Below are 25,936 nucleotides of genomic sequence, written 5' to 3'. Positions count from 1 at the left end.
CACCCCTCGTGCGTGCCGTGCTGATCGTGAACCCGAATGCGACGTCGACGACGCGGGCGGGCCGCGACCTGCTGGCCCACGCCCTGGAGAGCCGGACCCGGCTGACCGTCGTGCACACCGACCATCGTGGCCACGCGATCGAGATCGCCGGTGACGCCGCCCGACGCGGAGTCGACGTGCTGATCGTGCACGGCGGCGACGGCACCGTGAACGAGGTCGTCAACGGCGTCCTCGGGGAGCTCGGACCATCGAACGCCGGCCCCGCCGTCGGTGTGGTCCCCGGCGGGTCGGCCAACGTGTTCGCCCGCGCGCTCGGCATCAGCCCAGATCCACTCGAGGCCACCAACCAGCTCGTCGATCTGCTCTCGGAGTTCCGGCGCACCCGCACGTGGCGGCGCATCGGGTTGATGGACTGCAAGGAGCGCTGGGCGGTGTTCACCGCGGGCATGGGCGTGGACGGCGACGTCGTCGCCGCAGTCGAGGAGCAGCGCGCCAAGGGACGCAAGGTCACCGCCTCGCGCTACATCCGGGTCGCGATCCGTGAGGTGCTGGCCAGCGCCCGGGCGGAACCGACGCTGACGCTGCACCTGCCCGACCGGGACCCGGTCACCGGCGTGCACTTCGCGTTCGTGTCGAACTCGAGTCCGTGGACCTACGCCAACGCCCGCCCGGTGTGGACGAACCCCGACACCACCTTCGAGACCGGCCTCGGGGTGTTCGCGACCACGAGCATGAACGTGTGGGCCAACTTGGGCCTGGTTCGGCAGATGCTGTCACGAAATCCGCGGCTGAAAGCCCGGCATCTGGTGCGAGACGACGACCTGCCGTGGCTGACGGTGACCAGTGACCGACCGGTGGCATGCCAGATCGACGGCGATTTCATCGGCCCGCGCGAAAAGATGGAGTTCGTCGCGGTGCCGGATGCTCTCGGTGTCGTGGCCCCGCCCCCGAAATCTCGGCCAGAACACCTCTGACCTGCACCGCGACCCGGAAATTGTGACGTCACACTCCCAGATATGGGCGCAGGTGGATTGAGTGTAGTACAACCGGATAGAGGGATCGGTAACGGTCCGACGTAGTGAGATAGCCCACGTGTTAACGAACTGCTATTGACATCTGTTCAGCCTGTGAAAGCATCGGATGCAACAGCGCTGAAACATTTGGAGCGCTTGCGTTAACAGCCGAAGTAAAGCTCGTGCGCTTCGCTGCGCACACGAAAAGGAGTAGGACTCATGGATTGGCGCCACAAGGCGGTCTGTCGCGACGAGGATCCGGAACTGTTCTTCCCGGTGGGGAACAGCGGCCCGGCCCTTGCCCAGATCGCTGACGCGAAGCTCGTCTGCAATCGCTGCCCGGTGACTGCGGAGTGCCTGAGCTGGGCTTTGGAGTCCGGACAGGACGCGGGCGTGTGGGGCGGCATGAGCGAGGACGAGCGTCGCGCCCTGAAGCGCCGCAACGCGCGGACCAAGGCGCGCTCCGGAGTCTGATCGCGTTCCGCATCAACTGGTGACGGCCCCGACGAAATGTCGGGGCCGTAACTGTGTGAACTGAATTACACAAAAACTGTCCCGATTGCGAACGCTCGAATTCGCGGGCCAGGCACAGCGATTGGTCAGAATTGGCTCGTTCTGCCACGTCGGCCGATCGGCACACGCAGCACCACGTCGGTGCCGCCGGTCGGGACATCGTGCATTCCCAATGATCCGTCGAGTTCGGCGGACACGAGGGTTCGCACGATCTGCAGACCGAGGCGGTCGGACTTCTCCAGGCTGAATCCGTCGGGCAGTCCCCGCCCGTCGTCGTGGACCACCACGTCGAGCCACCGGGCCGACCGCTCGGACCTGATGGTCACGCAGCCGGCCGCGGTCGAGGCGTCGAAGGCGTGCTCGATGGCGTTCTGCACCAGTTCGGTGATCACCATGATCAGCGCGGTCGCGCGGTCGGCGTCGAGGACACCCAGCTCCCCCTGCCGGTTGATGCGGATCGGGGAATCGACGGTGGCCACGTCGTTCATGATCGGCAGGATCCGGTCGATCACCTCGTCGAGGTTGACCTCCTCGTCCACCGACATCGACAGGGCGTCGTGCACCAGCGCGATCGACGACACCCGGCGCACGGATTCGATGAGCGCCTCGCGGCCCTCGGCGTTGGTGGTCCGGCGCGCCTGCAATCTCAGCAGAGCGGCGACGGTCTGCAGGTTGTTCTTCACCCGGTGATGGATCTCCCGGATCGTCGCGTCCTTGGACAGCAGCGCCCGGTCGCGGCGTTTGACCTCGGTGACGTCACGGATGAGCACCGCGGCGCCCACGGCCTGGCCGTGCACGGCCAACGGCAGCGTGCGCAGCAGAACCGCGGCACCGCCGGCGTCGACCTCCATCCGCATGCTCGATCCACCGGCCAGCGAGTCGCGGACGTGGTTGGCGAGCTCCTGCGCCTCGAACGGGTCGGAGATCAACGGCCGGGTGACGGTGACCAGGTTGTGGCCCTCGAGTTCGGCCGTCAGACCCATCCGGTGATACGCCGAGATGGCGTTCGGGCTGGCGAAGGTGACCACCCCGGCCTCGTCGAGCCGGATGAATCCGTCACCCACCCGCGGGCTCGACCGCGACATCGCGAGATCCCCGACGTTGGGGAACGTGCCCTCCGACAGCATCAGCAGCAGGTCGGCCGCGCAGTCGACGTAGGCGGCCTCCAGCGGGCTCGCCTGGCGCGGGGCCAGGGACGTCTGGTGGGTCAGGACCGCGACGACGTCGACGCCGTAGCGCACCGGAACGGCCTCCACGTTGAGCCCGGGTCCGGCATCGCTGCCCTCGATCGTCGCGCGCCCGATGTCGCCGGAGTCGAACGCCGCGGCGATGATCGGCACCTCGGCGGACTGCGCGACGGTGCCCACCGCGTCGGCGAGCAGCACCGTCGGCGCCGTGTTCGGCCGGACCTGCGCCACGCACACCACCTGACCGTCGTCGCGGCGCACCCACATCAGGAAGTCGGCGAACGACAGGTCGGCCAGAAGCTGCCATTCGCCCACCACGGCATGCAGGTGGTCGACGGCGTTGCCGGGCAGGACGGTGTGCTCGGCGAGCAGGTCACCGAGTGTGGACATGACCTACTGGGGGCTAACTGATGACCGCGATGAGGTCGCCGGCCTGAATGACGTCACCGACCGAGACACTGACCTTGCTCACGGTTCCGGCGACCTCGGCGAGCACGGGGATCTCCATCTTCATCGATTCGAGCAGCACCAGGGTGTCGCCTTCACCGATCTGATCGCCCTCGCTGACCACGACCTCGAGCACACTGGCCACGATTTCCGCGCGAACGTCCTCGGCCATCTTCACCCCACTCATTCACCGACGTTGTAGGCGTCTATCGAACCACACGACGCTGTGGACAGAGCATCAACCGGTCCGTGAGACAATGGCGGCAATCAGTTGAGTAATTCGGAGGTGGATCATGGCCAAGCGTGGCCGCAAGAAGCGCGATCGGAAGCACAGCAAGGCCAACCACGGCAAGCGACCCAACTGCGGTTCGAAGTCAGTGCGCTGACCCCTGCTTCAACGACAAACCGCCCGGACTTCTCGCGAAGCCGGGCGGTTTCTCGTTGCGGCGTCAGCCGCCGCGGATGATCGTGGTGCGGCTGATCTGTACGCGAAGCCGCTCGCGGAGGCCATCGGGGGCCCGCTCGCCGCTGCACTTGGTGGCGATCAGGTGCTTGACCCGCTCCTCGATGCCGTAGTGACGAAGGCAGGTCGGGCACTCTTCGAGGTGCTGACGCAGGCGGTCGCGGGTCTCGACGGTGCACTCACCGTCGAGCAGCGTCCACACCTCGGCGATCACCGCGGCGCACTCGGGGTGCTCGGGGTCGATCGGCCCGATGGGCGGGCTCCAGCGTTCCTCGTCGGGGCTGTTCGGCGTGCCGCTCATGAGGTGACCTCCTCCGGTGCGTCGGACTGCTGGCCCCGGATGAAACCGCGGTCGCGGGCCACATCGGCCAGCAACTCGCGCAGTTGGCGCCTGCCGCGGTGCAGCCGCGACATCACCGTCCCAATCGGCGTGTCCATGATCTCGGCGATCTCCTTGTACGGGAAGCCCTCGACGTCGGCGTAGTAGACCGCCATCCGAAAGTCTTCGGGCAGGGCTTGCAGGGCTTCCTTGATCTCATTGTCGGGCAGCAGCTCCAGCGCCTCGACCTCGGCCGAACGCAGCCCCGTCGAGGTGTGCTCGGCGTTGGCTGCGAGCTGCCAGTCGGTGATCTCCTCGGTCGGATACTCCGCGGGCTGGCGTTGCTTCTTGCGGTAGCTGTTGATGTAGGTGTTGGTCAGGATGCGATACAGCCACGCCTTGAGGTTGGTGCCCTCGCGGAAGGACCGGAATCCTGCGTAGGCCTTGACCATGGTTTCCTGCAGCAGGTCTTCGGCGTCGGCGGGATTGCGCGTCATGCGCAGCGCACCGCCGTAGAGCTGATCGAGCATCGGAATGGCGTCGCGCTCGAAGCGCGCGGTCAACTCGGCGTCGGTTTCCTCGCGCGCCGGGTTCTGATCTGGATCGAGGGTCGCCTCTGCGGCCAACCCATCGGTGTCGGTCATCCTGGGGAACACCGTCCCTTCTCTTACGGCACCACTGAGAAGGTCCGGCATGATCACCGGACGCAACGGGGCCTCCACGGCCAACGCTGGCACCATCTATCCCCTTCTGTTGATCCTAGAGGTCGAGACCGACGACAAACGCTTGCTGCCTGAAACACCATCACAGCTGTCTCGAATCAACAGCGTCGGCGCCGGTCGTGTTCCCACCCCGGCGCGCCCGTACTCTGTGCCGGTGGCACGCGCAGCGACGCCGGCGATCGCGGCTCTGGTGGCGGCCGGCGCCCCGCACGAGGTGCTGGCCTACCGACACGATCCCCGCACCGAGGCGTTCGGCGACGAGGCGGTCGACGAGCTCGCCCGCAACGGGATCGTGGCTGCGCAGATCTTCAAGACGCTGGTCCTGACGCTGCCGACCGGGCTGGGGGTGGCCGTGCTGCCGGTGCCGTCGAAGCTGTCGCTGAAGGCGGCTGCGGCGGCGCTGGGGGTGGCCAAGGCGACGATGGCCGATCCGGCCGCCGCGCAACGCTCGACCGGGTACGTGGTGGGCGGCATCTCGCCCCTCGGTCAGCGCAAGCCGCTGCCGACGGTGGTGGACTCCTCAGCGCTGCAGTGGGACCGGGTGCTGTGCAGCGCCGGCAAGCGGGGCCTCGACGTCGCGCTGGACCCGCGCGATCTGGTGCGACTGACCAACGCCGTCACCGCGGAGATCACCGCCGCCTAAGCTCTGGTCCATGTCACTCGCGGGAAAAACGATGTTCATCTCCGGAGCCAGCCGTGGAATCGGCCTGGCGATCGCCAAGAAGGTCGCCGCCGACGGCGCCAACATCGCGCTGGTCGCCAAGACCGCTGAGCCGCATCCGAAGCTGCCGGGCACCATCTACACCGCGGCCAAGGAGATCGAGGAGGTCGGCGGCCAGGCGTTGCCGATCGTCGGCGACGTGCGCGACGGGGACTCGGTGGCGGCGGCGGTCGCGGCGGCGGTCGAACAGTTCGGCGGCATCGACATGTGCGTCAACAACGCCTCGGCGATCAACCTCGGGTCGATCGAGGAGGTGCCGCTCAAGCGCTTCGATTTGATGAACGGCATCCAGGTGCGCGGCACCTATGCGGTGTCGCAGGCCTGTATTCCGCACATGAAGGGCCGGGAGAATCCGCACATCTTGACGCTCTCGCCGCCGGTGCTGCTGGAGCCCAAGTGGCTCAAGCCGACGCCGTACATGATGGCGAAGTTCGGAATGACCCTGTGCGCGTTGGGCATTGCCGAGGAGTTGAAGGAGGCCGGCATCGCCTCGAACACGCTGTGGCCGCGCACGATGGTGGCCACGGCGGCGGTGCAGAACCTGCTCGGCGGTGAGGAGTCGATGAAGCGGTCCCGCAAGCCCGAGGTGTATTCCGATGCGGCGTACGCGATCCTGACCAAACCGTCGAGTTACACGGGCCACACGCTGCTGTGCGAGGACGTGCTGCTGGAATCCGGCGTCACGGACCTGTCGGTGTACGACTGCGTGCCGGGCTCGGATCTCGGCGTGGACTTCTGGGTGGAGTCGGCGAACCCGCCCGGCTACTCCCACCCCTGACCCCGCTTGCCGCGGAATAGCATTCCTGGTTGCGATCCGGCCGCTGGAGCGACCAAGAATGCGCTTCCGCGGGGGCCTTCAGGCGACTTTCGACGGCGCGCCGAAGCGGGCGTGCACGCCCGGCGAATACAGTGGTCGCAGCGCCGGGCCGTCGACGGGCACCCCGGCTGCGATCACCAACTCGCTTGCCAAGTCAACGATTTCGGCGCTGTGCAGCGGCCAGGTGGCGTGCTCGTTGGGCAGCCACCAGGTTCGGCCCGCCTTGCGGGTGTGCGCACCCCACCGCGCGGTCAGCCACACCTCCAGCGGCGTCGGTTCGATCGGCTCCCCGATGCGGACGGTGACGTCGCTGCGCAGTCCCCGCCGCGGCCAACGACGCACGCTGTCGTAGCGGATGCGGTCGCCGTCGCGGGTGACGCGCATCCTCGCCCAAGTGTACGGGATGCCCAGCGCGGCCCGGCTGGCCGCGACCGCCGCCAGCCGCTCAGCTTCCAGCGAGCGGAACAGCACCCCGTGCCGGCCGCTGTCGTCGACGGAGTAGAGCCGGACGTTCGTCTCGGCGAACGTCCCGAAGTACGGCAGTCGCACCGCCGTGCCGAGCCTGAGGTCACGCATGACGAACGGCACCAGCCCGACGTAGGTGACGTCGTCGATGACGTCGGGCCGGGTCCCGGGCGGGAAGAACCGCGCGACGGCGCCGGGATCGACCGGCCAGTGCACGAACGTCAGGTCTGCCCAGAACTGATCGAACGTCACCGGCCGCGGCAGCGGCGGCGCGTGGACCGCGAACTCGCTCATCGGCACATCGTGGCACGCTGGTCCCTGTGTCATCGCCGTCGATCTGGTCTGCCGGACGTTACGACGCCGTGGGCGAACGCATTGCCCACATCGCCGAGCGCGTGGTCGACGCCGTCGGGCGGCGACGGCCGCTCGAGGACGCGACCGTCGTCGATCTCGCGTGCGGCACCGGCAGCGCCGCGGTGGCCGCCGCGGCGCGCGGGGCGCGGGTCACCGGGGTCGACCTGACTCCCGAGCTGATCGACCTCGCCGCCCAGCGCGCCCCGCGCGTCACCTGGACGGTCGGCGACGCCGCCGACACCGGCCTGCCGGGCGGCTCGTTCGACGCCGTGGTGTCGAACATGGGCATCATCTTCGTCGAGCCGGTCGGTCAGGTCGCCGAGATCGCGCGCCTGCTCAAACCCGCTGGCGTGCTGGCTTTCTCGTCGTGGGTGCGCGCACAGAGCAATCCGCTGTTCGACCCGGTGATCGCGGTGCTGGGCGCGCCCGCGACCGCCGGCTTCTCCCCCGACCAGTGGGGCGACGAGGCTCTCGTCGCCGACCGGCTGGCACCGCACTTCACCGAGTTGGCGTTCGAGCGCGGCGAGCACCGGTGGGAGTTCGCCTCGGTGTCCGCCGCCCTGGAGTGGTTGCAGACCGAGTCGCCGATGCACGTCGCGGCGTTCGGGCGTGCCGGCGCCGCACGCCAGGAGTTGGCCGACGCGTTCGCCGCGGCGCTGCAGCAGCACGCCGATCAGTCGGGCGTGGTCGCGTTCTCCTCGCCCTACGTCGTGGTCAGCGCCGTCTACCGCGCCTCGTAGAGGATTCCGCGGCCGATCGCCTCGCGCACCACCGGCAGCGCGGCGGCGGCCAGCGCGTCGGCGTCGACGTCGTGGTGGGCGGCCAGCAGCTCGATCAGCATGCCCAGCGGCACCTCACCCCGGCAGCCGGCGAGCAGCGCGCGGGAGACCTCGTCGACGCCGATCACCGCCCCGGGCCCGCCGGGGCGGCGCACCGCGGCGCCGACGGTCTGCCAGCCCTCTGGACCGGGCAGCGACTGTTCGTCGAGGAACACCGGCGCGGTGGTCAGCCGGGTGGCCAGCAGCCGGTCGTCGCTGGTGTCGTGCAGGTACTCCCGGCGGGCGAAGAAGGCCTCCACCTCAGGGCCGGTGAGCTGCTCGTCGGCGCCGGTGATCTCCTCCAGCACCTGCTCGGGTCGACGGTGTTCCCCGCGACGCGGCGCGCGCACCACGATCATGCCCATGCCCACCCCGGCGATGCCCTCCGCGTCGAACCAGTCCAGCCACAGCCCGCCGCGGCGCGCGGCCTCCTCCGGGAGTTCGCCGGCGTCCGAGGTCCACAGCGAGACGTAGCTGATCGGATCGGCGAACTCGCGTTGCACCACCCACGCGTGCAGGCCGCTGCCGTCGAGCCAGCCCCGGACCCGCTCCCGCCAGTCCCGGCCGTCGCGCACGATCCAGTTCGCCATGATCTGCGCAGTGCCGCCCGGCTCCAGATGGTCACCGACTTCACGGATCATGTTCTCGCACAGTGCATCTCCGGCCATCCCGGAGTCACGGTAGATGTAATCGAGCGCCCCGACGCCGACCACGAACGGCGGATTGGACACGATGAGGTCGAACCGCTCCCCCGCCACCGGCTCGAACAGGCTGCCCGCCCTCAGGTCCCAGGACATGCCGTTGAGCCGCGCCGTGGCCGCGGCCAGCGCGAGCGCGCGCTCGTTGGTGTCGGTGGCGACGACGTGGTCGCTGTGCCCGGCCAGGTGCAGCGCCTGGATGCCGCAGCCGGTGCCGACGTCGAGCGCGCGGCCGACGGGCGTGCGGACGACCGCGTGCGCCAGGGACACCGACGCGCCGCCGATGCCGAGCACGTGGTCGCGACGCACCGGCCCGGGCCGCAGCGCCGCGTCCTGATCGGAGACGACGAGGAAGTCGCGGGCGCCGTCGCTGTGCGGCCGGATGTCCAGCACGGCGCGAAACCCGCCTGGGGTGGGCTCGAGGACGCCGGCGGCGGTCAGCGCGTCGACGCCGGCGCCGGGGAACGCGGAGGCGGCGCGGGAGCGGGTCTCGTCGGCGCCGAGCAGGAACAGCCGCACCAGGGTCGCCAGCTGCTGCCGAGAGGCGGGGGCCCGGTCGGTGGCGCGCAGCGCCGACCACCAGAGCCCGCGGCTGAACGCGGCGCCCGCGTCGGCGCCGAGCAACTCGGCGACCCCGTCGGTGGTGAAGTTCGCCGCTTTCAGGTCGGCGCCCAGCGCGTCGACCACCGCGCGGTCGGTCAGCGGCAGGCTCATAGCAGCGTGGCTTGCTCCGGCTGCGGCTCGACGGGCTCGATCAGTTCCGGCCCGTTGTTGCGCACGCTGTTGACCAGCCTCGACACCTCCCGAACCGCGATCCGGTCCAGGTCGCCGTGCCCGCGCAGCAGGCCCTCGTCGATCGGGGCGTCGGGGTCCAGCCAGTGGTCCCAGTCGCGGGCGCTGATCGTCAGCGGCATGCGGTCGTGGATCTCGGCGAGCGGCCCCGCCGCGTCGGTGGTGATGATCGTGCAGCTCAGCAACGGCGGGGCGTCCTTCGGCGCGTCTTTCGGCCGCCAGGACGACCACAGCCCGGCCATGAACAGCGGCTCCCCGTCGACGGGGTGCATGAAGAACGGGGTCTTGGCGCCCTTCTGGCCCTGCCACTCATACCAGCCGTCCATCGGCACCAGGCAGCGCTTGGCCTTGGCCGAACTGCGGAACGCCGGCGAGCTCGTCACCTTGTCCGACCGCGCGTTGATCAACAGCGGGCCCTTGGTGTCAGGTGTGCCGACATCGGTGGCCTTCACCCACGGCGGCACCAGTCCCCAGCGCATCAGCCGCACCCGGCGGGTCGACTCGTCCTCGGGGTCGGTGTGCCGCTTGACGACGGTGGCCACCGTCGTCGTCGGGGCCACGTTGTAGTTGGGTGACGACGGCTCCTTCAGCTGGGAGGTGGCTTCGTCGATCGCCTTGATCTTCTCGGCCAGCAGCGCCGGATCGGTGGTCACCGCGAATCGCCCGCACATGGTCCCCATGGTGGCAGAAACCCATGACGGGGCCAGGATGGCCCACAATGAACCCTGTGAGCACCTGGCCGGCCCCGTCGACCGCGACCCCTGTCCATGCCACCGTCACGGTGCCGGGCTCGAAGTCGCAGACCAACCGCGCCCTCGTGCTGGCCGCGCTCGCAGCCCCGCACGGCACCTCGACCGTGCGCGGCGCGCTGCGCAGCCGTGACACCGACCTGATGATCGGCGCCCTGCGAAGTCTCGGCCTGCAGGTGGAGGCCGCGGCCACCGACGACACCGAGCTGACCATCAGCGGCGCGCTCGAGCCCGAGCCGGGCACGCGCATCGACTGCGGTCTGGCGGGCACGGTGCTGCGGTTCCTGCCGCCGGTGGCGGCGCTGGGCACCGAGACTGTCACGTTCGACGGCGATGAGCAGGCGCGCGCCCGTCCGATCGCCCCGCTGCTCGACGGGTTGCGCGCGCTCGGCGTCGGGATCGACGGCGACGCGCTGCCGTTCGACGTGCGCGGCAAAGGCGCGGTGCGGGGCGGCACCGTCGAGATCGACGCGTCGGGCTCGTCGCAGTTCGTGTCGGGGCTGCTGCTCTCGGGCGCGGCGTTCGACGAGGGGCTGACGGTCGTGCACACCGGTGCCGAGGTGCCGTCCGCGCCGCATGTGGCGATGACGGTCGCGATGCTGCGCGAGGCCGGTGTGCAGGTCGACGACGGGACCGCCAACCGGTGGCGGGTCTCCCCCGGCCCGGTCGCCGCCCACGACTGGGTGATCGAGCCCGACCTGTCGAACTCGGTGCCGTTCCTGGCCGCGGCCGTGGTCAGCGGCGGAAGTGTCCGCGTCACGGGCTGGCCGGACGTGAGCACCCAACCGGCGCAGGCGATCCTGTCGATCCTGTCGACGTTCGACTCGGTGGTGCGCCGCGGCGACTCGTATCTGGAGGTGCAGGGCACAGCCACCTACGGCGGCATCGATGTCGATCTGCGTGCCGTCGGCGAGCTGACCCCGTCGGTGGCGGCGATGGCCGCGCTCGCCACTCCCGGGTCGGTGTCGCATCTGCGCGGGGTCGCCCATCTGCGCGGCCACGAGACCGACCGGCTGGCCGCGTTGAGCACCGAGATCAACCGACTCGGCGGGCAGTGCTTGGAGACCGACGACGGGTTGACGATCACCGCGCAGCAGATGCACGGCGGGGTCTGGCAGTCCTACGCGGATCATCGGATGGCGACCGCGGGAGCGATCATCGGACTGCGGGTGCCCGGCGTCGAGGTCGAGGACATCGGCACGACGGCCAAGACGCTGCCGGAGTTCCCGCAGATGTGGGCCGACATGCTGGCCGGTCAGACCGACTCCCAGGCCGGCCTTTGAGCCCACGCGAGTACGACGAGTCCGATGTCCGGGTGCGCCCGGGCCGCGGCTCGCGACCGCGGACCAAGACCCGGCCCGAGCACGCCGACGCACAACAGGGCATGGTCGTCACCGTCGACCGGGGCCGGTGGGGCTGCGCGCTGGGCCGCGACCCCGCGTGCCACGTCACCGCGATGCGGGCCCGCGAACTCGGCCGCACCCCGATCGTGGTGGGCGACGACGTCGACGTCGTCGGGGACCTGTCGGGACGGCCCGACACCCTGGCGCGCATCGTGCGGCGCAGGGAGCGCCGAACGGTGTTGCGGCGCACCGCCGATGACACTGATCCGACCGAGCGGGTGGTGGTCGCCAACGCCGACCAGCTGCTGATCGTGGTGGCGCTGGCCGATCCGCCGCCGCGCACCGGGCTGGTTGAGCGCACGCTGATCGCCGCGTACGCCGGTGGCCTGGAGCCGATCCTGTGCCTCACCAAGACCGACCTGGCGCCGGCCGAACCGTTCGCCGCGCAGTTCGCCGGCCTCGATCTGACGATCGTGACCGCCGGCCGGGCCGATGAGCTCGCCGCGGTGCAGCAGTTGCTCACCGACAAAGTGACGGTGCTGCTCGGACATTCCGGGGTCGGTAAGTCGACTCTGGTGAATCGGCTTGTCCCCGATGCGGATCGGGCCACCGGGGCGGTCACCGACATCGGGCGGGGCAGGCACACGTCGACGCAGTCGGTGGCGCTGCCGCTGGCGGCGGGGGGCTGGGTGATCGACACCCCGGGGATCCGCTCGTTCGGGCTGGCGCACATCGCGCCCGACGACGTGGTGATGGCGCTCTCCGATCTGGCCCACGCGATCGACGACTGTCCGCGCGGATGTGGGCACATGGGGCCGCCCGCCGATCCGGAGTGTGCGCTGGACTCGCTGTCCGGGGCGGCGGCCGACCGGGTCGGTGCGGCTCGCCGGCTGCTGGCCGTGCTGCGCGACGCCGAGCGCGACCATTCCTGACCTGCCGATGACAATGAACGCGCAGTGTTTGTGCGGCCCGCCCATGGGGCACGCTGCCCGCGAAGGAGGAACAACGTGACACAGGTACCCATGATCAAGTTGAACAACGGCGCGACGATCCCCCAGCTGGGCTTCGGCGTCTATCAGATTCCACCCGAGGACACGGCCGACGCGGTCAACACGGCGTTGAGCATCGGCTACCGACACATCGACACGGCGGAGATGTACCAGAACGAGAAGGGCGTCGGAGAGGGCATCCGCAACTCGGGCGTCGACCGCGGCGAGGTGTTCATCACCAGCAAGCTCAACAACGGGTTCCACAAGCCCGACGACGCGCGCCGCGCGTTCGACAAGACGCTCTCCGAACTCGGGTTCGATTACGTCGACCTGTTCCTGATCCACTGGCCGCTGCCGACGCTCTACGACGGTGACTACGTCTCGACGTGGAAGACGTTGGAGGAGTTCGCCAAAGACGGCCGGGCACGCAGCATCGGCGTGTCCAATTTCCAGGTCGACCACCTCGAGCGGCTAGCCGAGGAGACGGGCACCGTGCCCGCGGTGAACCAGATCGAGGTGCACCCCTACTTCACCAACGAGGAGGTGCGGGCCTACGGCAGCGAGCACGGTATCGCCACCGAGGCGTGGTCACCGATCGCGCAGGGCAAGGTGCTCGACGATCCGGTGATCACCCGCATCGCGGAGTCCGTCGGGAAGTCGCCGGCTCAGGTCGTGCTGCGCTGGCACATCCAGCGCGGTGACATCGTGTTCCCGAAATCGGTGACCGAGCGACGGATCAAGGACAACTTCGCGCTGTTCGACTTCGAGCTCGGCGACGACGATCTGTCGGCGATCTCGGGTCTGGACAAGGGCGAGGACGGCCGCACCGGGCCGAACCCGGACACCTTCGACTACGTGCCCTGATCGACCGCGATTCGGGTGTAGTCGGTCGCGCTGAGGGTGACCAACTACACCCGGATCACTCAGTCAGGCGGCCCGGCGCTCGGCGCCATGAGTCACGGCTCTGCGCGCACGCCGACGCGCCCGCACCGCCGCGATCGCCGATTTCAGTCCTCGACGCTCCGACGGATCCAGCTCGACGAACATCCGCTCGCTGCGCGTCTCGGGTGCATCGTCGGCGGTGTCTTTCAGAAAGCGGTCCGGCAGCGACAGTTTCGCGATCGTGCGCCACGATTTGCCGTACTGCGCCAGGAACGATCCCGTGGTGTAGGGCAGGTCGTACTTCTCGCAGATCTCCCGCACCCGCACCGAGATCTCGTAGTACCGGTTGCTCGGCAGATCCGGGAACAGGTGATGCTCGATCTGGTGGCACAGGTTGCCGCTCATGAAGCGCAACACCGGGCCGTTCTCGAAGTTGGCGCTACCGAGCATCTGGCGCAGGTACCACTGGCCCTTGCTCTCACCGATCATGTCCGTTTTGGTGAATTTCTCTGCACCGTCAGGGAAGTGGCCGCAGAAGATCACGGCGTTGGCCCACACGTTGCGGATGACGTTGGCCACCGCGTTGGCCTTGAGCGTGGAGGTGAATGACGCTCGCGGCGACAGCGACGTCAGCGCCGGCCACAGCGCGTAGTCCTTGGCCACCTGGTGGCCGGCCTTGACGCCGAACTCCTTGACGCGCACCATCGTCGCCTTGCGGTCGTCGCGGCCCTTGAAGATCTTGCCCAGCTCGAGATGCTGAAGCCCGACTCCCCACTCGAAGGCAACACAGAGCAGGGTGTTGAAGAACAGGTTGCCCAGGTTCATGGGCGTCCAGCGCTGGTCGCGGGTGACGCGGATGACGCCGTAGCCCACGTCATCGTCCATGCCGAGGATGTTCGTGTACTTGTGGTGCATGAAGTTGTGGGTGAAGCGCCAGTGCTTGGACGCGCCGCTCATGTCCCATTCCCACGCCGAGGAATGGATCTCGGGATCGTTCATCCAATCCCACTGGCCGTGCATGACGTTGTGGCCGATCTCCATGTTCTCGATGATCTTGGCCACGCCCAGCGTGGTGGCGCCGGCCCACCAGTAGGCGCGCTTGGAGCTGCCGGCCAGCAGGAGCCGGCCCGCGATCTCGAGCGCGCGCTGCGCGGCGATGGTCCGACGGATGTAGCGCGCGTCGCGCGCCCCGCGGGAGTCTTCGATGTCCTGGCGGATCGCGTCGAGTTCGCGCGCCAGGCCCTCGATGTCCGCGTCACTGAGGTGCGCGAACTCGGGTACGTCGGTGATTGCCATGGGTTTCAACCCTCCTCTCGCCCTACCTACGCTACCGTAACCTACGAAGACGTAGGTTACTAGTCAGTAAACGCTAGACGTCGAGCACACAATCGCCCGATGCGGCCGAGACGCAGGTCTGCACCCGGCTGCCCGGCTCGTGCTCGACCCCGGTCCGCAGATCGCGGACGTGGCCGTCGAGCAGGCCCACGACGCACGACTGGCAGATCCCCATCCGGCACCCGAACGGCATCTGGATACCGGCGGCCTCACCGGCGTCCATCAGCGACGTCGCGCCATCCACGGTGACTTCCTTGCCCGCCCGCGCGAACGCGACCGTGCCCCCGGTGCCGTGGCTGCCGCGCGTCACGGCGAAGCGCTCCAGGTGCAGGCGATCGGCGACCCCGGCCGCGGCCCAGGTGCGTTCCGCGGCCTCCAGCATCGCCTCGGGTCCACATGCCCAGGTCTGGCGATTCCGCCAGTCCGGCACCACCTCGTCGAGGCGGGTCAGGTCGAGCCGGCCCTGGGTGCGGGTGGCCCGCACGGTCAGCCGGTAGCCCTCGTGCCGGTAGGCCAGTTGCGACAGTTCCTCGGCGAACAACACGTCCGACTCGGTGGGTGCGGAGTGCACGTGCACCACATCCCCGAGCTGACCGCGGCGGGTCAGCGTGCGCAGCATCGAGATGACGGGCGTGATGCCCGAGCCGGCGGTGAGGAACAGCACCGACGCCGGGGCGGGGTCGGGCATGACGAAATTGCCTTGCGGCGCAGCGAGTCTGACGATCGTGCCCGGTTCGACGCCGCCGACCAGGTGGGTCGACAGGAAGCCTTCGGGCATCGCCTTGACGGTGATCGTGATGGTGCGCGAGCCCTTGCTAGGGGACGGGTGCTCGTGAGGGGGGCTAGTGAGCGAATAGGAGCGCCAGCGCCAGCGGCCATCGACCAGCAGTCCGATGCCGATGTACTGGCCGGCCTGGTAGTCGAACGAGAAGCCCCAGCCGGGCTTGATGACGAGCGTGGCGGAGTCGACGGTCTCGCGGCGCACCTCGAGCACCCGGCCCCGCAGTTCGCGCGCCGACCACAGCGGGTTGGCCAGCTTCAGGTAGTCGTCGGGAAGCAGCGGCGTGGTGATGCGGCCGGCGACGGTGCGGAGGAAGTGCCAGCCGGGCCGCTCTTTCGCGCCGGCGACGACGGGCTTCACGGTGTCGGCGACTCGGGCGGTGGTCTTGATCGTGGTCTTGGCCATGGGGGCTCCTACCGAAGAGCTGTTATCCAACCTACGGTACCGTAACTTACGGCTCCGTAGCCAGCCCCTCACAGCAGTTCGAGCAGGAACGGCAGCTCCTGCGCGGCGTACCAGGCCAGGTCGTGATCCTGGGCGTCACCGACCGTCAGCTCGGCGTCCTCGTCGCCCAGATCCGCCTCGTCGACGGCCTCGACCGCGGCCGCGACCGCCGACTCGGCCGCCGCGTTGTCGACGTACGCGGCGATCACCCGGCCGATCGGAATCTCGCCCGGGATCCGCACCACGGCGTCGTCGAGGTCGGGCCGCAGCGTCACGTCGTCGGCGTCGGCTTCCAGCACGGCGCGCCGGCTGGGCAGCCCGGTGTCGCCCTGGTCACCGATCAGGCGCAGCGACGCCAGCGCCGCGTCCCGCAGCGCGACGTCAGTGAGTTCGTCGTCGTCGCCCTCGGCGTAGGACTCCCGCAGGGTGGGCGTCACCGCGAACGCGGTGCCGTTGACGGGGCGAAGCGATCCGTCGGCCACCAGCTTCTGCAGCATGGCCAGGGTCGCGGGAACGAAGACGCGCACTGTGCCGAGCCTAGTGGCCTCCGCTCGTTGACATCACTGCTAGTCGGCGTCGCCCAGCAGCGTGGCGACGTGATCGTCGACATAGGTGGTCAGCTCGCGCGCCGGCCTGCGGTAGTCGCTGCTGACGATCGGCTTGGCCGGCAACTCCACCCGGGGCAACTCCACCTCCTCGTAGTCGATCGACGAGAGCAGGTGGGCGATCATGTTCAGCCGCGCGTGCTTCTTGGAGTCCGATTCGACCACGTACCACGGACTCTGCGGAGTGTCGGTGTGCACCATCATCTCGTCCTTGGCCCGCGAGTAGTCCTCCCAGCGGTACACCGACTCCAGATCCATCGGCGAGAGCTTCCACTGCCGCACCGGGTCGTGCAGCCGTGATCGGAAGCGGCGCAGTTGTTCGTCGTCGGACACCGAGAACCAGTACTTGCGCAGGATGATGCCGTCGTCGATGAGCATCTGCTCGAAGATCGGTGTCTGGCGCAGGAACAGGATGTGCTCGGCGGGGGTGCAGAACCCCATCACCTTCTCCACTCCCGCGCGGTTGTACCAGGAGCGGTCGAACAGGACGATCTCCCCGCGGGCCGGCAGATGGGCGATGTAGCGCTGGAAGTACCACATCCCCCGTTCGCGATCCGACGGCGCGGGCAGCGCCGCGATGCGGGCGATCCGGGGGCTGAGGTACTCGGTGATCCGCTTGATGGTGCCGCCCTTACCGGCGGCGTCGCGGCCTTCGAAGACGATGACCACGCGCGCGCCGGTGTCCCGGGCCCACTCCTGCAGTTTCACCAATTCCGTTTGGAGACGGAATAATTCGGCCTTGTAGATCTTGTTGGGCAGCTTGGCCTTGGCAGCGCCCCCGTCGTCAGCCGGCTTCTTCTCGCTGTGTGCCATCGCGATCCTTGCCCTTCGGGTCCTTTTCGACCGAGATGATGAAGTCGTCACCGTGCTGGGTGACGCCGGCGACGACCGCGCTGTTGACGGCCTCCGCGGCGTACTCACGGCGCAGGATCTTCGGATCGCGGCGCAGATCCTTGAGCAGCGCCACCGCCATCGCCACCATCACCAGCAGGAACGGCAGCGCCGCGATGATCGTGATGGTCTGCAACCCGGTCAGCGCATCCTCGCCGCCCACCAAAAGCATGACCGCCGCGACCGCGCCGGTGGCCACGCCCCAGAACACGACGGTGCCCCGGCTGGGATGGATCGTGCCCTTCTGCGACAGCGAGCCCATCACGATCGACGCCGCGTCGGCTCCGGAGACGAAGAAGATGGCCACCAGGATCATCACCACCACGCTGGCGATCGTGGCGATCGGATACTGGTCGAGCAGCGTGAACAACTGCTTCTCCACCCCGCCTTCGCCGGCCAGATCGGTTCCGCTCTGCTGCACGTGGATGGCCGACCCGCCGAAGATCGCGAACCACACCAGCGACACCAGGCTGGGCACCACCAGCACCCCCGCCACGAACTGACGGATGGTGCGGCCCCGCGAGATCCGCGCGATGAACATGCCGACGAACGGCGTCCAGGACACCCACCACGCCCAGTAGAAGATCGTCCAGGACTGCAGCCACGTGTTGACGTCGTCACCCTCGGCGCCGGTGCGCGCCGACATCATGTTCAGGTCCGCGAAATAACTGCCCAGCGCGGTCGGCAGCAGGTTCAGGATGAACACGGTCGGGCCGACCACGAACACGAAGAGCGCGAGCGCCACGGCCAGCACCATGTTGATGTTCGACAGCCACTGGATGCCGCGCGCCACCCCCGACACCGCCGAGAGCACGAAGCACACCGTGAGCACCGTGATGATGACGACCAGGATCGCGTTGCCGGTCTCCCCGATGCCGGCGACGATCTGCAGGCCACTGCGAATCTGCAAGGCGCCCAAGCCCAGTGACGCGGCCGAGCCGAACAGCGTGGCGAAGATCGCCAGCATGTCGATGACCTTGCCCCACGACCCGTTGGCCCGTGACCCGAGCAGCGGCTCGAACGCCGAGCTGATCAGCTGCAGCCGGCCCTTGCGGTACACGCCGTAGGCGATCGCGAGGCCGACGACGGCGTAGATCGCCCACGGGTGCAGCGTCCAGTGGAACAGCGTGGTCGCCAACGCGTTCTGCACGGCTTCGGGATTGCCCTCCGCGCCGGTGCCGGGCGGCGGTGTGGTGAAGTGCGACAACGGTTCGGCGACACCGAAGAACATCAGCCCGATGCCCATTCCGGCGCTGAACATCATCGCGACCCAGGAGATGCCGTTGAATTCGGGCTCCTCGTCGTCACGGCCGAGAGGGATGGTGCCGTAGCGCCCGAGCGCGAGGTAGAGCACGAAGACGACGAAGCCGGTGCTGGTGAGCACGAACAGCCACCCGGTGTTGTTCATCACCCACGTCAGCGCCGTCGAGGACGCGTCGGCCAGCGTGTCGGTGCTGACGAAGCCCCACACCAGGAAGGCGATGGCGATCGCGGCGGTGACGCCGAAGACGGCCCAGTCGATCCCGCGGGAGCGGGTGATGCGCGCCTCTTCGACGGGCACGTCGAGGACGGGATGCGGGACCGGGCTCGCGCCGGGCGTGGGACCGTCGGCGACCGCGGCGGTCAGCTCATCTTCGGAGGTGGACATTCGAAACATTCGACCCCGCCCGCGGGCAGGCGTCAAATCCCCATCCGGTCACTTTTCGGTTACCGGGCGGCCTCGAGCAGTTCATCGAGGGCTTCGCGCATCAGGCTGGGCAGCATGTCGACGTCGCTCATCGCGTCGCGGTCGGCGTTGATGCCGAAGTACAGCGTGCCGTTGTAGGACGTCACGCCGATGGCCAGCGCCTGGTTGTGCAGCAGCGGCGGCACCGAGTAGGTCTCGAGCAGCTTGGTCCCGGCGATGTACATCTGTTTCTGGGCGCCGGGGGCGTTGGTGATCAACAGGTTGAACTGCCGCGCCGAGAAGCTGGTGGCGACCCGGATGCCCATCGCGTGCAACGTGGGCGGCGCGAACCCGGACAGCGTGATGATGGTGCGCGCGTCGACCAGGCTGGCGGCTGTCGGGTGGGTCTCGGTGGCGTGCGCGATCTGGGAGAGCCGCACGACCGCATTGGCCTCGCCGACCGGCAGGTCCACCAGGAACGGTGCGACCTCGCCGATCGCCTGGCCCGGGCTGGTCGAGTCGGCCTCGGTGTCGGCGTACACCGACATCGGCGCCATCGCGCGCACCGCGGTCGTCGCCGTCACGGGCTCGCCGCGGGACAGCAGCCAGTTCCGCAGCGCGCCGGCGACCACCGCGAGCACCACGTCGTTGATGTCGCAGTCGTAGCGGGCGCGGATCAGCCGGAAGTCCTCCAGGCCTGCCGAGGCCACCGAGAACCGCCGGTTGCGCGACACCGTGGTGTTGAGCGGGCTGTTCGGCGCGGTGCCGCGGGCGACGATGCGCGCGACGTCCGCCGCGCGCCGACCCAGGTCGACGAGCTGGCCGGTGTTGGTCACCGCCTCGGTCAGCGCCGAGCGCACCGCGGCGGCCTGCTGCGTGGGCCGGGCGATCCACTCGCCGAACGCGCCGAGCAGCAACTGGCGGTCGCTGGGCTCGCGCGCCGGAATCCAGATGTCCTCGTCGAACTGGGGCTGCTTCTGGGTGCGGTCGGCGATGACGTGGTCGATCTCCAGCGCGGTCATGCCGTTGACCAGAGCCTGGTGCGATTTGGTGAAGATCGCGATGCGGTTCTTCTCCAAACCTTCGACCAGGTACATCTCCCACAGCGGCCGGGACTTGTCGAGCGGGCGGGCGCACAGTCGGGCGATCAGTTCGTGCAGCTGGGCGTCGCTGCCCGGAGACGGCAGCGCAGAGCGCCGGATGTGGTAGGTGATGTCGAAGTCGCGATCGTCGATCCACACCGGCCGGGCCAGCCCGTAGCTCACCTCGCGCACCTTCTGCCGGTAGCGCGGGATCTGCGGCAGGCGGTGTTCGACGGTCGCCAGCAGTGTCTCGTAGCTCAACCCGTTGCGGGGCTTGCGCAGGATCTGCAGGGATCCGACATACATCGGGGTGGCGGAGTTCTCCAGCCGGAAGAACGACGCGTCGGACGCCGACAACCTGGTCACCATTGCGGCGCCGCCCTCCTCATCCCCGAACCACCGTTGACGGCCTCACCGTAACGGCACCATTCGGCTGCCCGCATAACGGGTGCGCCGGGGGGTCGGTGGGCCGTGGGATCATCGACTGGTCTGCCACTCTCCAGCAGATGCGCCATCCGCCCGACCCACTGCTGGAGACCTGTCATGTCCGCATCACCCCTCGTCCCCGCCCCGTGGCTCACGTCCCCGGTGATCGACTGCGAGCCCGTTCCCCACCCGCTGGGCCAGCCGTGCCCGACGCCGTCGGGCTCGGCACTGCACCGGGTCCGCCCGCACCGGCCCGCGCCGCGCGAGGCGCCGCCACCGAAGACGGCCGCGGTGTTCGCCGAGACCACGCTGCGCCGGGTCATCGAGGTCATCGACCGCCGCCGGCCCATCGCGCAGTTGCGGCCGCTGATGACGCCGGTGCTGGTGGATCGGGTGCTGGCCCGCGCGCGGGCGGCGCGCACGGGCAGCGCGACGCTGCACCGGGTGCGGGTGCGCGCGGTGGACACCGGCGGTGATGAGGTCACCGCGGCCGAGGTGTTCGCGTCGTTCAGCAGGTCCGGGCGCGTCCATGCGGTCGCGGCGCGCATCGAGCGCTACCGCGACCACTGGCGCATGGTCGCGCTGCAGATCGGCTAGTCGGACGACGATCAAGCGGCGAGGCACGAGCCGCGTTGAGGAGTCCGACGAAATCAGGTAGCGGACGACGATCAAGCGGCGAGGCACGAGCCGCGTCGAGGAGTCCGACGAGATCGGCTAGCGGCGACGCGCGTGCCGGCCGGTCTTCTGCGCACGGGCGGCCTCGCGGCGCTCGCGGCGGGTGCCGCCGCCCGCGGGCTTGGTGCCGCTGCCTCCGCCGGCACCCGTGCGCTTGATCTCCGCCGAGCCGTCCTCCGACGGTCCGGAGTAGACCAGCGGCGGCTGTCCGTCGTCGTCGCCGATTCCCTTGGCGCGCAACGCTGCCGGCCGCTCCTTGGTGGCAACGGCACCCTGCTCCTGGGCGGCGGCGGCCGCGGCGGCGAAGTCGGACAGTCCGGGCGGTGCCGCGACGGGCGCGACCGCGGGGGCGGGGGTGGCTTCGACCTGCACGTTGAACAGGAAGCCGACCGACTCCTCCTTCATGCCCTCGAGCATGCCGATGAACATGTCGTACCCCTCGCGGGCGTACTCGACCTCGGGGCGCTGTTGCGCGAGCCCACGCAGACCGATGCCCTCCCGCAGGTAGTCCATCTCGTAGAGGTGCTCGCGCCACTTGCGGTCCAGCACGTTGAGCAGCACGTTGCGCTCGAGCTGCCGCATCGCGCCCTCGCCGGCCAGCGACTCGATCTCTTCTTCCCGCTGGGCGTAGGCGCGTTCGGCGTCCTCGGTCAGCGCATCGAGCAGTTCCTTGCGGGTCAGCTCACCGGGCTCGCCGACGGCGTCGGAGTCGATCAGGTCGTGGTGGTCGATGCCGACCGGGTAGAGCTGACGCAGGCTCTCCCACAGCTTCTCCAGGTCCCAGTCCTCGGAGTAGCCCTCGGCGGTCGCGCCGTCGACGTAGGCGGTGATCACGTCGATCAGCATCGTGTGCGCCTGCTCGGCGAGGTTCTCGCCTTCGAGGATGCGGCGGCGCTCGGCGTAGATCACCTTGCGCTGCTGGTTCATCACCTCGTCGTACTTGAGGACTTCCTTGCGGATGTCGAAGTTCTGCTGCTCGACCTGCGTCTGCGCGCTCTTGATCGCGCGGGAGACCATCTTGGCCTCGATCGGCACGTCCTCGGGCAGGTTCAGCCGGGTCAGCAGCGTCTCCAACGTCGCGCCGTTGAAGCGGCGCATCAGCTCGTCGGCCAGCGACAGGTAGAAGCGGGATTCGCCCGGGTCGCCCTGGCGGCCCGAGCGGCCGCGCAGCTGGTTGTCGATGCGTCGCGACTCGTGGCGTTCGGTACCGAGCACGTAGAGCCCGCCCGCCGCGACGACGTCTTTCGCCTCGGCGGCGACCTGGGCCTTCATCGCAGGCAGTTCCTCGTGCCAGGCCGCGTCGTATTCCTCCTGCGACTCGACGGGGTCGAGCCCGCGCTGACGCAGCCGTCGGTCCAGCAGGAACTCGACGTTGCCGCCGAGCACGATGTCGGTGCCGCGGCCGGCCATGTTGGTGGCCACCGTGATCGCGCCGAGCCGGCCGGCCTCGGCGATGATGCCGGCCTCCTGCTCGTGGTACTTGGCGTTCAGCACGTTGTGCGGGATGCGGCGCTTCTCGAACTGGCGCGACAGGAACTCCGAGCGCTCGACGCTCGTGGTGCCGATCAGCACCGGCTGGCCCTTCTCATAGCGTTCGGCGACGTCGTCGACGACCGCGATGAACTTGGCCTCCTCGGTCTTGTAGATCAGGTCGGACTGGTCGGTCCGGATCATCGGCTTGTTGGTGGGGATGGGCACGACGCCGAGCTTGTAGATCTCGTGCAGCTCGGCGGCCTCGGTCTCGGCAGTGCCGGTCATGCCCGCGAGCTTGTCGTACATGCGGAAGTAGTTCTGCAGCGTCACGGTCGCGACCGTCTGGTTCTCCGCCTTGATCTCGACGTGTTCCTTGGCCTCGATGGCCTGGTGCAGACCCTCGTTGTAGCGGCGGCCCACCAGCATGCGGCCGGTGAATTCGTCGACGATCAGCACCTCGCCGTTGCGGACGATGTAGTGCTTGTCGCGCTCGAAGAGCTCCTTGGCCTTCAGTGCGTTGTTCAGGTAGCTCACCAGTGGCGAGTTGGCCGCTTCGTAGAGGTTCTCGATGCCGAGCTGGTCCTCGACGAACGCCACACCGACCTCGTGCACACCGACGGTGCGCTTCTTGATGTCGACCTCGTAGTGGACGTCCTTCTCCATGAGCGGCGCGAGCCGGGCGAACTCGGTGTACCAGTTCGATCCGCCCTCGACGGGCCCGGAGATGATCAGCGGCGTACGCGCCTCGTCGATGAGGATCGAGTCGACCTCGTCGACGATGGCGTAGCTGTGGCCGCGCTGCACGCAGTCCTCGAGCCGCAGGGCCATGTTGTCGCGCAGGTAGTCGAAGCCGAACTCGACGTTGGTGCCGTAGGTGATGTCGGCGCCGTAGGCGGCGCGCCGCTCCTCGGGGCTGAGCTGGGACAGGATCACCCCGACGTCGAGGCCGAGGAAGCGGTGCACACGGCCCATCTGCTCGGCGTCGCGTCTGGCCAGGTAGTCGTTGACCGTGACGATGTGCACGCCCTTGCCGGCCAGCGCGTTGAGGTAGGCCGGGAGCACCGCGGTCAGGGTCTTGCCCTCACCGGTCTTCATCTCGGCCACGTTGCCGAAGTGCAGCGCGGCGCCGCCCATCACCTGGACGTCGAAGTGGCGCTGGTTGAGCACCCGCCAGGCGGCCTCGCGGGCGACGGCGAACGCCTCGGGCAGCAGGTCGTCGAGGTCCTCGCCGTCGGCCAACCGCGCCTTGAAGGCCGGGGTCTTGGCCCGCAACTCGGCGTCGGAGAGCTTCTCGACGTCGTCGGACAGGGTGTTGACGTAGTCAGCCACCCCCTTGAGGCGCTTGACCATGCGGCCTTCGCCGAGACGGAGCAACTTCGAGAGCACGCTGTATAACCTCTTGCGTCGATGGATGCGTCACGCGTTGGACGCCCCCATCGTACGGGGCGAACCCGGCGCGCCGAGCAACCGTGACGGTGCTCGAGCGCGCCGGATCGGCTCAGGCGAGCCGGATCAGCCCGTAGTCGTAGGCGTGGCGGCGGTAGACGACGCAGGGCTTGTCGCTCTCCTTCTCGTGGAACAGGAAGAAGTCGTGCCCGACGAGTTCCATCTCGTAGAGCGCGTCGTCGACGGTCATCGGGGTGGCGGGATGTTCCTTGGTGCGCACGATGCGCCCGGGTTCGTGGTCGTCGATGACGGCGCCGTCGGTGGCGACGCTCGCCTCGGTCGGCAGCGCGAACGCGGCGTCGAGGCGGTCGGGGGCGGTGGCTTCGTGCAGCGACTCGGGCCGCTTGTCGCCGTAGTGGATCTTGCGGCGGTCCTTGCTCTTGCGCAGGCGGGCTTCGAGTTTGCTGGCCGCGGATTCAAAGGCGGCGTAGAAGCTGTCTGCGCAGGCTTCGCCGCGCACGACCGGTCCGCGGCCCTTCGCCGTGATCTCGACATGTTGACAGTTCTTGCGTTGACGTCGGTTCTTCTCGTGATCGAGTTCGACGTCGAAGAGGTAGATGGTGCGGTCGAATCGTTCCAGGCGTGACAACTTCTCGGCGACGAAGACGCGGAAGTGGTCGGGAACTTCGACATTGCGTCCCTTCACCACCACTTCGGCATGGGAGGTGGTGTCGGACGGGCCCGAGGCGTCGGGATCCATCACCATCGTGCTGTCGGAGTCCGTGGAATTTACTGACATGCTTGGCAACTCGACTCTCTCTCGCGTGTGCACGTCCTGCGTGCCTGCTGATGAAGAAATCGCGCCGACGGGGCATGTGGGGTTGGCGCCGCTCGCCGGTGCAAGGTGTCGACTACTCACCTCCTACCGCTGGCGCGATACCGGCGTCTCGTGTTCTGAGCGCCGCCGTGAGCTGTTCACGGATGGTTGGTGCCGACGGTAGTCCGTGTTCATGTGTTCGTGCCACCTATTCGCTCGACCTGTTTTCAGTTCTTCACGGCGGATTGATCTGCGGGTAACGCCCTGCGCTCAGGCGTGGGCCACCGCAACGACGGCGGCAACGTCGGCGGTCCTGGTTTGCAGGACGCGGACGGACTCCGCGGCGGTGGCCCCGGTGGTCACGATGTCGTCGACGAGGACGACGGTGCCGTCGACCGGGTGGACGAGTCGAATGCGACCGGCGATGTTGGCCTGCCGGTCGGCGCTGGAGAGCCCGACGGAGTCGCGGGTGAAGGATTTGAGGCGCAGGGCCGGCGCGACGGTCAGCCCGGGCAGGTCGCGGGCGGCACGCCGGGCCAGGCCGGTGACCGGGTCGCCGCCGCGGCGCCGCACCGACGTGCGGCGGGTGGGTGCGGGCACCAGGGTCAGCGGCGGGTCGAGGACACCCCAGGTCAGCAGGTGCTGGAGCGCGGCGCGCAACGCGTCGCCGAGCGGGTCGAGCAGGTCGCTGCGGCCACGCTCCTTGAGGGCGACGATGGCCTGCCGTCGCGCGCCGGCGTAGCGGCCGAGCGAGAGCACCGGCACGCCCGGGTCCAGTCGCGGGGTGATGAGGTGCGGTTCGTCGGGCCGGACCGTCAGCTCCTGCGCGCACACCGGGCACCACGCGGTGGCGGGAGCACCGCAGCCGCCGCACTGCAGAGGAAGGACCAGATCGAGCACGCCGCCAGTGTGGGCTCAGCGTCCGACAGCCCCGCCCTCGTGCCGCGGAATAGCATTCCTGGCTGCGATTTCTCGGGCGGATTCATACGGTCACTGCAACATCCGGTGTTCTGGGGGGTTGCTGAGTGGGCAGTGGGCGGCGGTTCGGGTCTGAGGTTCGGCG

The 25,936-nt window shown here is 68.9% G+C and carries 26 protein-coding genes; 10 read left to right on the top strand and 16 right to left on the bottom strand.

Annotation, left to right across the window (positions count from 1 at the left end):
- Positions 1-8 precede the first annotated feature (8 nt).
- Together MCHUDSM44219_RS02600 and whiB1 are read left to right on the top strand one after the other, a co-directional pair.
- The gene (locus MCHUDSM44219_RS02600; RefSeq protein ID WP_048416668.1) at positions 9-974 is read left to right on the top strand and encodes a diacylglycerol/lipid kinase family protein; all 966 of its coding nucleotides are present in this window, start codon (positions 9-11) and stop codon (positions 972-974) included.
- A gap of 258 nt (positions 975-1,232) precedes the next feature.
- On the top strand, positions 1,233-1,487 hold the full coding sequence (gene whiB1, locus MCHUDSM44219_RS02595) for a transcriptional regulator WhiB1 (RefSeq protein WP_043406682.1): 255 nt from the start codon (positions 1,233-1,235) through the stop codon (positions 1,485-1,487).
- A gap of 125 nt (positions 1,488-1,612) precedes the next feature.
- Here whiB1 and MCHUDSM44219_RS02590 read toward each other — a convergent pair whose 3' ends face one another.
- Complete coding sequence (locus MCHUDSM44219_RS02590; protein WP_048416667.1) at positions 1,613-3,103, bottom strand: two-component system sensor histidine kinase PdtaS; 1,491 nt, start codon at positions 3,101-3,103, stop codon at positions 1,613-1,615.
- Between the two features lie 13 nt (positions 3,104-3,116).
- Positions 3,117-3,332 (bottom strand): biotin/lipoyl-binding carrier protein, encoded by a 216-nt coding sequence (locus MCHUDSM44219_RS02585; protein WP_043414713.1) that lies wholly within the window; start codon positions 3,330-3,332, stop codon positions 3,117-3,119.
- Between the two features lie 121 nt (positions 3,333-3,453).
- Between MCHUDSM44219_RS02585 and MCHUDSM44219_RS31655 the strand changes: the two genes are divergently transcribed.
- Complete coding sequence (locus tag MCHUDSM44219_RS31655) at positions 3,454-3,546, top strand: 50S ribosomal protein bL37 (protein ID WP_104863173.1); 93 nt, start codon at positions 3,454-3,456, stop codon at positions 3,544-3,546.
- Positions 3,547-3,609: 63 nt separating this feature from the next.
- Here the strand turns inward: MCHUDSM44219_RS31655 and rsrA are convergent, their stop codons facing one another.
- Both rsrA and MCHUDSM44219_RS02575 read right to left on the bottom strand, forming a co-directional pair.
- Positions 3,610-3,924, bottom strand: coding sequence for a mycothiol system anti-sigma-R factor (gene rsrA, locus MCHUDSM44219_RS02580; RefSeq protein ID WP_048416666.1), 315 nt, complete (start codon positions 3,922-3,924; stop codon positions 3,610-3,612).
- Complete coding sequence (locus tag MCHUDSM44219_RS02575) at positions 3,921-4,586, bottom strand: sigma-70 family RNA polymerase sigma factor (RefSeq protein ID WP_048416665.1); 666 nt, start codon at positions 4,584-4,586, stop codon at positions 3,921-3,923. Before MCHUDSM44219_RS02575 ends, rsrA begins: the two co-directional genes overlap by 4 nt.
- A gap of 232 nt (positions 4,587-4,818) precedes the next feature.
- On the opposite strand from MCHUDSM44219_RS02575, the gene MCHUDSM44219_RS02570 reads away from it, so the two are divergent.
- Together MCHUDSM44219_RS02570 and MCHUDSM44219_RS02565 are read left to right on the top strand one after the other, a co-directional pair.
- The gene (locus MCHUDSM44219_RS02570; protein ID WP_048416716.1) at positions 4,819-5,307 is read left to right on the top strand and encodes a YbaK/EbsC family protein; all 489 of its coding nucleotides are present in this window, start codon (positions 4,819-4,821) and stop codon (positions 5,305-5,307) included.
- Between the two features lie 10 nt (positions 5,308-5,317).
- Complete coding sequence (locus tag MCHUDSM44219_RS02565) at positions 5,318-6,163, top strand: SDR family oxidoreductase (RefSeq protein ID WP_048416664.1); 846 nt, start codon at positions 5,318-5,320, stop codon at positions 6,161-6,163.
- 78 nt (positions 6,164-6,241) lie between these two features.
- Here the strand turns inward: MCHUDSM44219_RS02565 and MCHUDSM44219_RS02560 are convergent, their stop codons facing one another.
- Positions 6,242-6,961 (bottom strand): YqjF family protein, encoded by a 720-nt coding sequence (locus MCHUDSM44219_RS02560; protein ID WP_082161998.1) that lies wholly within the window; start codon positions 6,959-6,961, stop codon positions 6,242-6,244.
- A 26-nt stretch (positions 6,962-6,987) separates the two neighbouring features.
- Here MCHUDSM44219_RS02560 and MCHUDSM44219_RS02555 point away from each other — a divergent pair, with 26 nt between their 5' ends.
- A complete protein-coding gene (locus tag MCHUDSM44219_RS02555) occupies positions 6,988-7,761 on the top strand; it encodes a class I SAM-dependent methyltransferase (protein WP_048416662.1) in 774 nt (257 codons plus the stop codon).
- Here MCHUDSM44219_RS02555 and MCHUDSM44219_RS02550 read toward each other — a convergent pair.
- Both MCHUDSM44219_RS02550 and MCHUDSM44219_RS02545 read right to left on the bottom strand, forming a co-directional pair.
- Positions 7,746-9,251: a DUF7782 domain-containing protein gene (locus tag MCHUDSM44219_RS02550; protein ID WP_048416661.1), complete on the bottom strand. Its 1,506-nt coding sequence runs from the start codon at positions 9,249-9,251 to the stop codon at positions 7,746-7,748. The genes MCHUDSM44219_RS02555 and MCHUDSM44219_RS02550 overlap by 16 nt on opposite strands.
- On the bottom strand, positions 9,248-10,000 hold the full coding sequence (locus MCHUDSM44219_RS02545) for an SOS response-associated peptidase (RefSeq protein ID WP_048416715.1): 753 nt from the start codon (positions 9,998-10,000) through the stop codon (positions 9,248-9,250). The genes MCHUDSM44219_RS02550 and MCHUDSM44219_RS02545 overlap by 4 nt, the downstream gene beginning before the upstream one ends.
- 47 nt (positions 10,001-10,047) lie before the next feature.
- On the opposite strand from MCHUDSM44219_RS02545, the gene aroA reads away from it, so the two are divergent.
- The 3 genes from aroA to MCHUDSM44219_RS02530 all read left to right on the top strand — a co-directional run bounded on the left by aroA (position 10,048) and on the right by MCHUDSM44219_RS02530 (position 13,274).
- Complete coding sequence (aroA, locus tag MCHUDSM44219_RS02540) at positions 10,048-11,361, top strand: 3-phosphoshikimate 1-carboxyvinyltransferase (RefSeq protein WP_048416660.1); 1,314 nt, start codon at positions 10,048-10,050, stop codon at positions 11,359-11,361.
- Positions 11,358-12,353: a ribosome small subunit-dependent GTPase A gene (gene rsgA, locus MCHUDSM44219_RS02535; protein WP_048416659.1), complete on the top strand. Its 996-nt coding sequence runs from the start codon at positions 11,358-11,360 to the stop codon at positions 12,351-12,353. The genes aroA and rsgA overlap by 4 nt, the downstream gene beginning before the upstream one ends.
- Positions 12,354-12,428: 75 nt before the next feature.
- The gene (locus MCHUDSM44219_RS02530; RefSeq protein WP_048416658.1) at positions 12,429-13,274 is read left to right on the top strand and encodes an aldo/keto reductase; all 846 of its coding nucleotides are present in this window, start codon (positions 12,429-12,431) and stop codon (positions 13,272-13,274) included.
- Positions 13,275-13,337: 63 nt separating this feature from the next.
- On the opposite strand, the gene MCHUDSM44219_RS02525 is transcribed toward MCHUDSM44219_RS02530, so the two are convergent.
- The 6 genes from MCHUDSM44219_RS02525 to MCHUDSM44219_RS02500 all read right to left on the bottom strand — a co-directional run bounded on the left by MCHUDSM44219_RS02525 (position 13,338) and on the right by MCHUDSM44219_RS02500 (position 20,465).
- Positions 13,338-14,588 carry a fatty acid desaturase family protein gene (locus tag MCHUDSM44219_RS02525; protein ID WP_048416657.1) on the bottom strand — a complete coding sequence of 417 codons (1,251 nt, stop codon included), beginning with the start codon at positions 14,586-14,588 and terminating at the stop codon, positions 13,338-13,340.
- Positions 14,589-14,661: 73 nt separating this feature from the next.
- Entirely contained in the window at positions 14,662-15,813 is a 1,152-nt protein-coding gene (locus MCHUDSM44219_RS02520; protein ID WP_048416656.1) for a ferredoxin reductase, read from the bottom strand.
- A 68-nt stretch (positions 15,814-15,881) separates the two neighbouring features.
- Positions 15,882-16,379, bottom strand: a complete 498-nt coding sequence (locus tag MCHUDSM44219_RS02515; RefSeq protein WP_048416655.1) for a DUF6912 family protein — start codon at positions 16,377-16,379, stop codon at positions 15,882-15,884.
- Positions 16,380-16,418: 39 nt separating this feature from the next.
- Positions 16,419-17,270, bottom strand: coding sequence for a polyphosphate kinase 2 (gene ppk2 / locus MCHUDSM44219_RS02510; RefSeq protein ID WP_048416654.1), 852 nt, complete (start codon positions 17,268-17,270; stop codon positions 16,419-16,421).
- Entirely contained in the window at positions 17,242-18,996 is a 1,755-nt protein-coding gene (locus MCHUDSM44219_RS02505) for a BCCT family transporter (protein WP_109777553.1), read from the bottom strand. Before MCHUDSM44219_RS02505 ends, ppk2 begins: the two co-directional genes overlap by 29 nt.
- Positions 18,997-19,055: 59 nt before the next feature.
- Positions 19,056-20,465, bottom strand: coding sequence for a WS/DGAT/MGAT family O-acyltransferase (locus MCHUDSM44219_RS02500; protein ID WP_048416653.1), 1,410 nt, complete (start codon positions 20,463-20,465; stop codon positions 19,056-19,058).
- 174 nt (positions 20,466-20,639) lie between these two features.
- Between MCHUDSM44219_RS02500 and MCHUDSM44219_RS02495 the strand changes: the two genes are divergently transcribed.
- Complete coding sequence (locus MCHUDSM44219_RS02495) at positions 20,640-21,119, top strand: Rv3235 family protein (RefSeq protein ID WP_048416652.1); 480 nt, start codon at positions 20,640-20,642, stop codon at positions 21,117-21,119.
- 117 nt (positions 21,120-21,236) lie between these two features.
- On the opposite strand, the gene secA is transcribed toward MCHUDSM44219_RS02495, so the two are convergent.
- The 3 genes from secA to MCHUDSM44219_RS02480 all read right to left on the bottom strand — a co-directional run bounded on the left by secA (position 21,237) and on the right by MCHUDSM44219_RS02480 (position 25,773).
- Positions 21,237-24,056, bottom strand: coding sequence for a preprotein translocase subunit SecA (gene secA / locus MCHUDSM44219_RS02490; protein WP_048416651.1), 2,820 nt, complete (start codon positions 24,054-24,056; stop codon positions 21,237-21,239).
- Between the two features lie 112 nt (positions 24,057-24,168).
- Positions 24,169-24,855 (bottom strand): ribosome hibernation-promoting factor, HPF/YfiA family, encoded by a 687-nt coding sequence (gene hpf / locus MCHUDSM44219_RS02485; RefSeq protein WP_048416650.1) that lies wholly within the window; start codon positions 24,853-24,855, stop codon positions 24,169-24,171.
- A 288-nt stretch (positions 24,856-25,143) separates the two neighbouring features.
- On the bottom strand, positions 25,144-25,773 hold the full coding sequence (locus MCHUDSM44219_RS02480; protein WP_048416649.1) for a ComF family protein: 630 nt from the start codon (positions 25,771-25,773) through the stop codon (positions 25,144-25,146).
- Between the last annotated feature and the right edge of the window lie 163 nt (positions 25,774-25,936).

The organism is Mycolicibacterium chubuense, from assembly GCF_001044255.1.
GTDB lineage: Bacteria > Actinomycetota > Actinomycetes > Mycobacteriales > Mycobacteriaceae > Mycobacterium > Mycobacterium chubuense.
Note: the sequence above shows the minus strand (reverse complement) of the source record. Positions and strands in the feature narration are given on the sequence as shown.

Coding starts and splice junctions, on each gene's coding strand:
- whiB1 (WP_043406682.1), top strand. CDS start 1,233: ATGGATTGGCGCCACAAGGCGGTCTGTCGCGACGAGGATCCGGAACTG.
- MCHUDSM44219_RS02590 (WP_048416667.1), bottom strand. CDS start 3,103: ATGTCCACACTCGGTGACCTGCTCGCCGAGCACACCGTCCTGCCCGGC.
- MCHUDSM44219_RS02585 (WP_043414713.1), bottom strand. CDS start 3,332: ATGGCCGAGGACGTTCGCGCGGAAATCGTGGCCAGTGTGCTCGAGGTC.
- MCHUDSM44219_RS31655 (WP_104863173.1), top strand. CDS start 3,454: ATGGCCAAGCGTGGCCGCAAGAAGCGCGATCGGAAGCACAGCAAGGCC.
- rsrA (WP_048416666.1), bottom strand. CDS start 3,924: ATGAGCGGCACGCCGAACAGCCCCGACGAGGAACGCTGGAGCCCGCCC.
- MCHUDSM44219_RS02575 (WP_048416665.1), bottom strand. CDS start 4,586: ATGACCGACACCGATGGGTTGGCCGCAGAGGCGACCCTCGATCCAGAT.
- MCHUDSM44219_RS02565 (WP_048416664.1), top strand. CDS start 5,318: ATGTCACTCGCGGGAAAAACGATGTTCATCTCCGGAGCCAGCCGTGGA.
- MCHUDSM44219_RS02560 (WP_082161998.1), bottom strand. CDS start 6,961: ATGAGCGAGTTCGCGGTCCACGCGCCGCCGCTGCCGCGGCCGGTGACG.
- MCHUDSM44219_RS02550 (WP_048416661.1), bottom strand. CDS start 9,251: ATGAGCCTGCCGCTGACCGACCGCGCGGTGGTCGACGCGCTGGGCGCC.
- MCHUDSM44219_RS02545 (WP_048416715.1), bottom strand. CDS start 10,000: ATGTGCGGGCGATTCGCGGTGACCACCGATCCGGCGCTGCTGGCCGAG.
- aroA (WP_048416660.1), top strand. CDS start 10,048: ATGAACCCTGTGAGCACCTGGCCGGCCCCGTCGACCGCGACCCCTGTC.
- MCHUDSM44219_RS02525 (WP_048416657.1), bottom strand. CDS start 14,588: ATGGCAATCACCGACGTACCCGAGTTCGCGCACCTCAGTGACGCGGAC.
- MCHUDSM44219_RS02520 (WP_048416656.1), bottom strand. CDS start 15,813: ATGGCCAAGACCACGATCAAGACCACCGCCCGAGTCGCCGACACCGTG.
- ppk2 (WP_048416654.1), bottom strand. CDS start 17,270: ATGGCACACAGCGAGAAGAAGCCGGCTGACGACGGGGGCGCTGCCAAG.
- MCHUDSM44219_RS02505 (WP_109777553.1), bottom strand. CDS start 18,996: ATGTCCACCTCCGAAGATGAGCTGACCGCCGCGGTCGCCGACGGTCCC.
- MCHUDSM44219_RS02500 (WP_048416653.1), bottom strand. CDS start 20,465: ATGGTGACCAGGTTGTCGGCGTCCGACGCGTCGTTCTTCCGGCTGGAG.
- MCHUDSM44219_RS02495 (WP_048416652.1), top strand. CDS start 20,640: ATGTCCGCATCACCCCTCGTCCCCGCCCCGTGGCTCACGTCCCCGGTG.
- hpf (WP_048416650.1), bottom strand. CDS start 24,855: ATGTCAGTAAATTCCACGGACTCCGACAGCACGATGGTGATGGATCCC.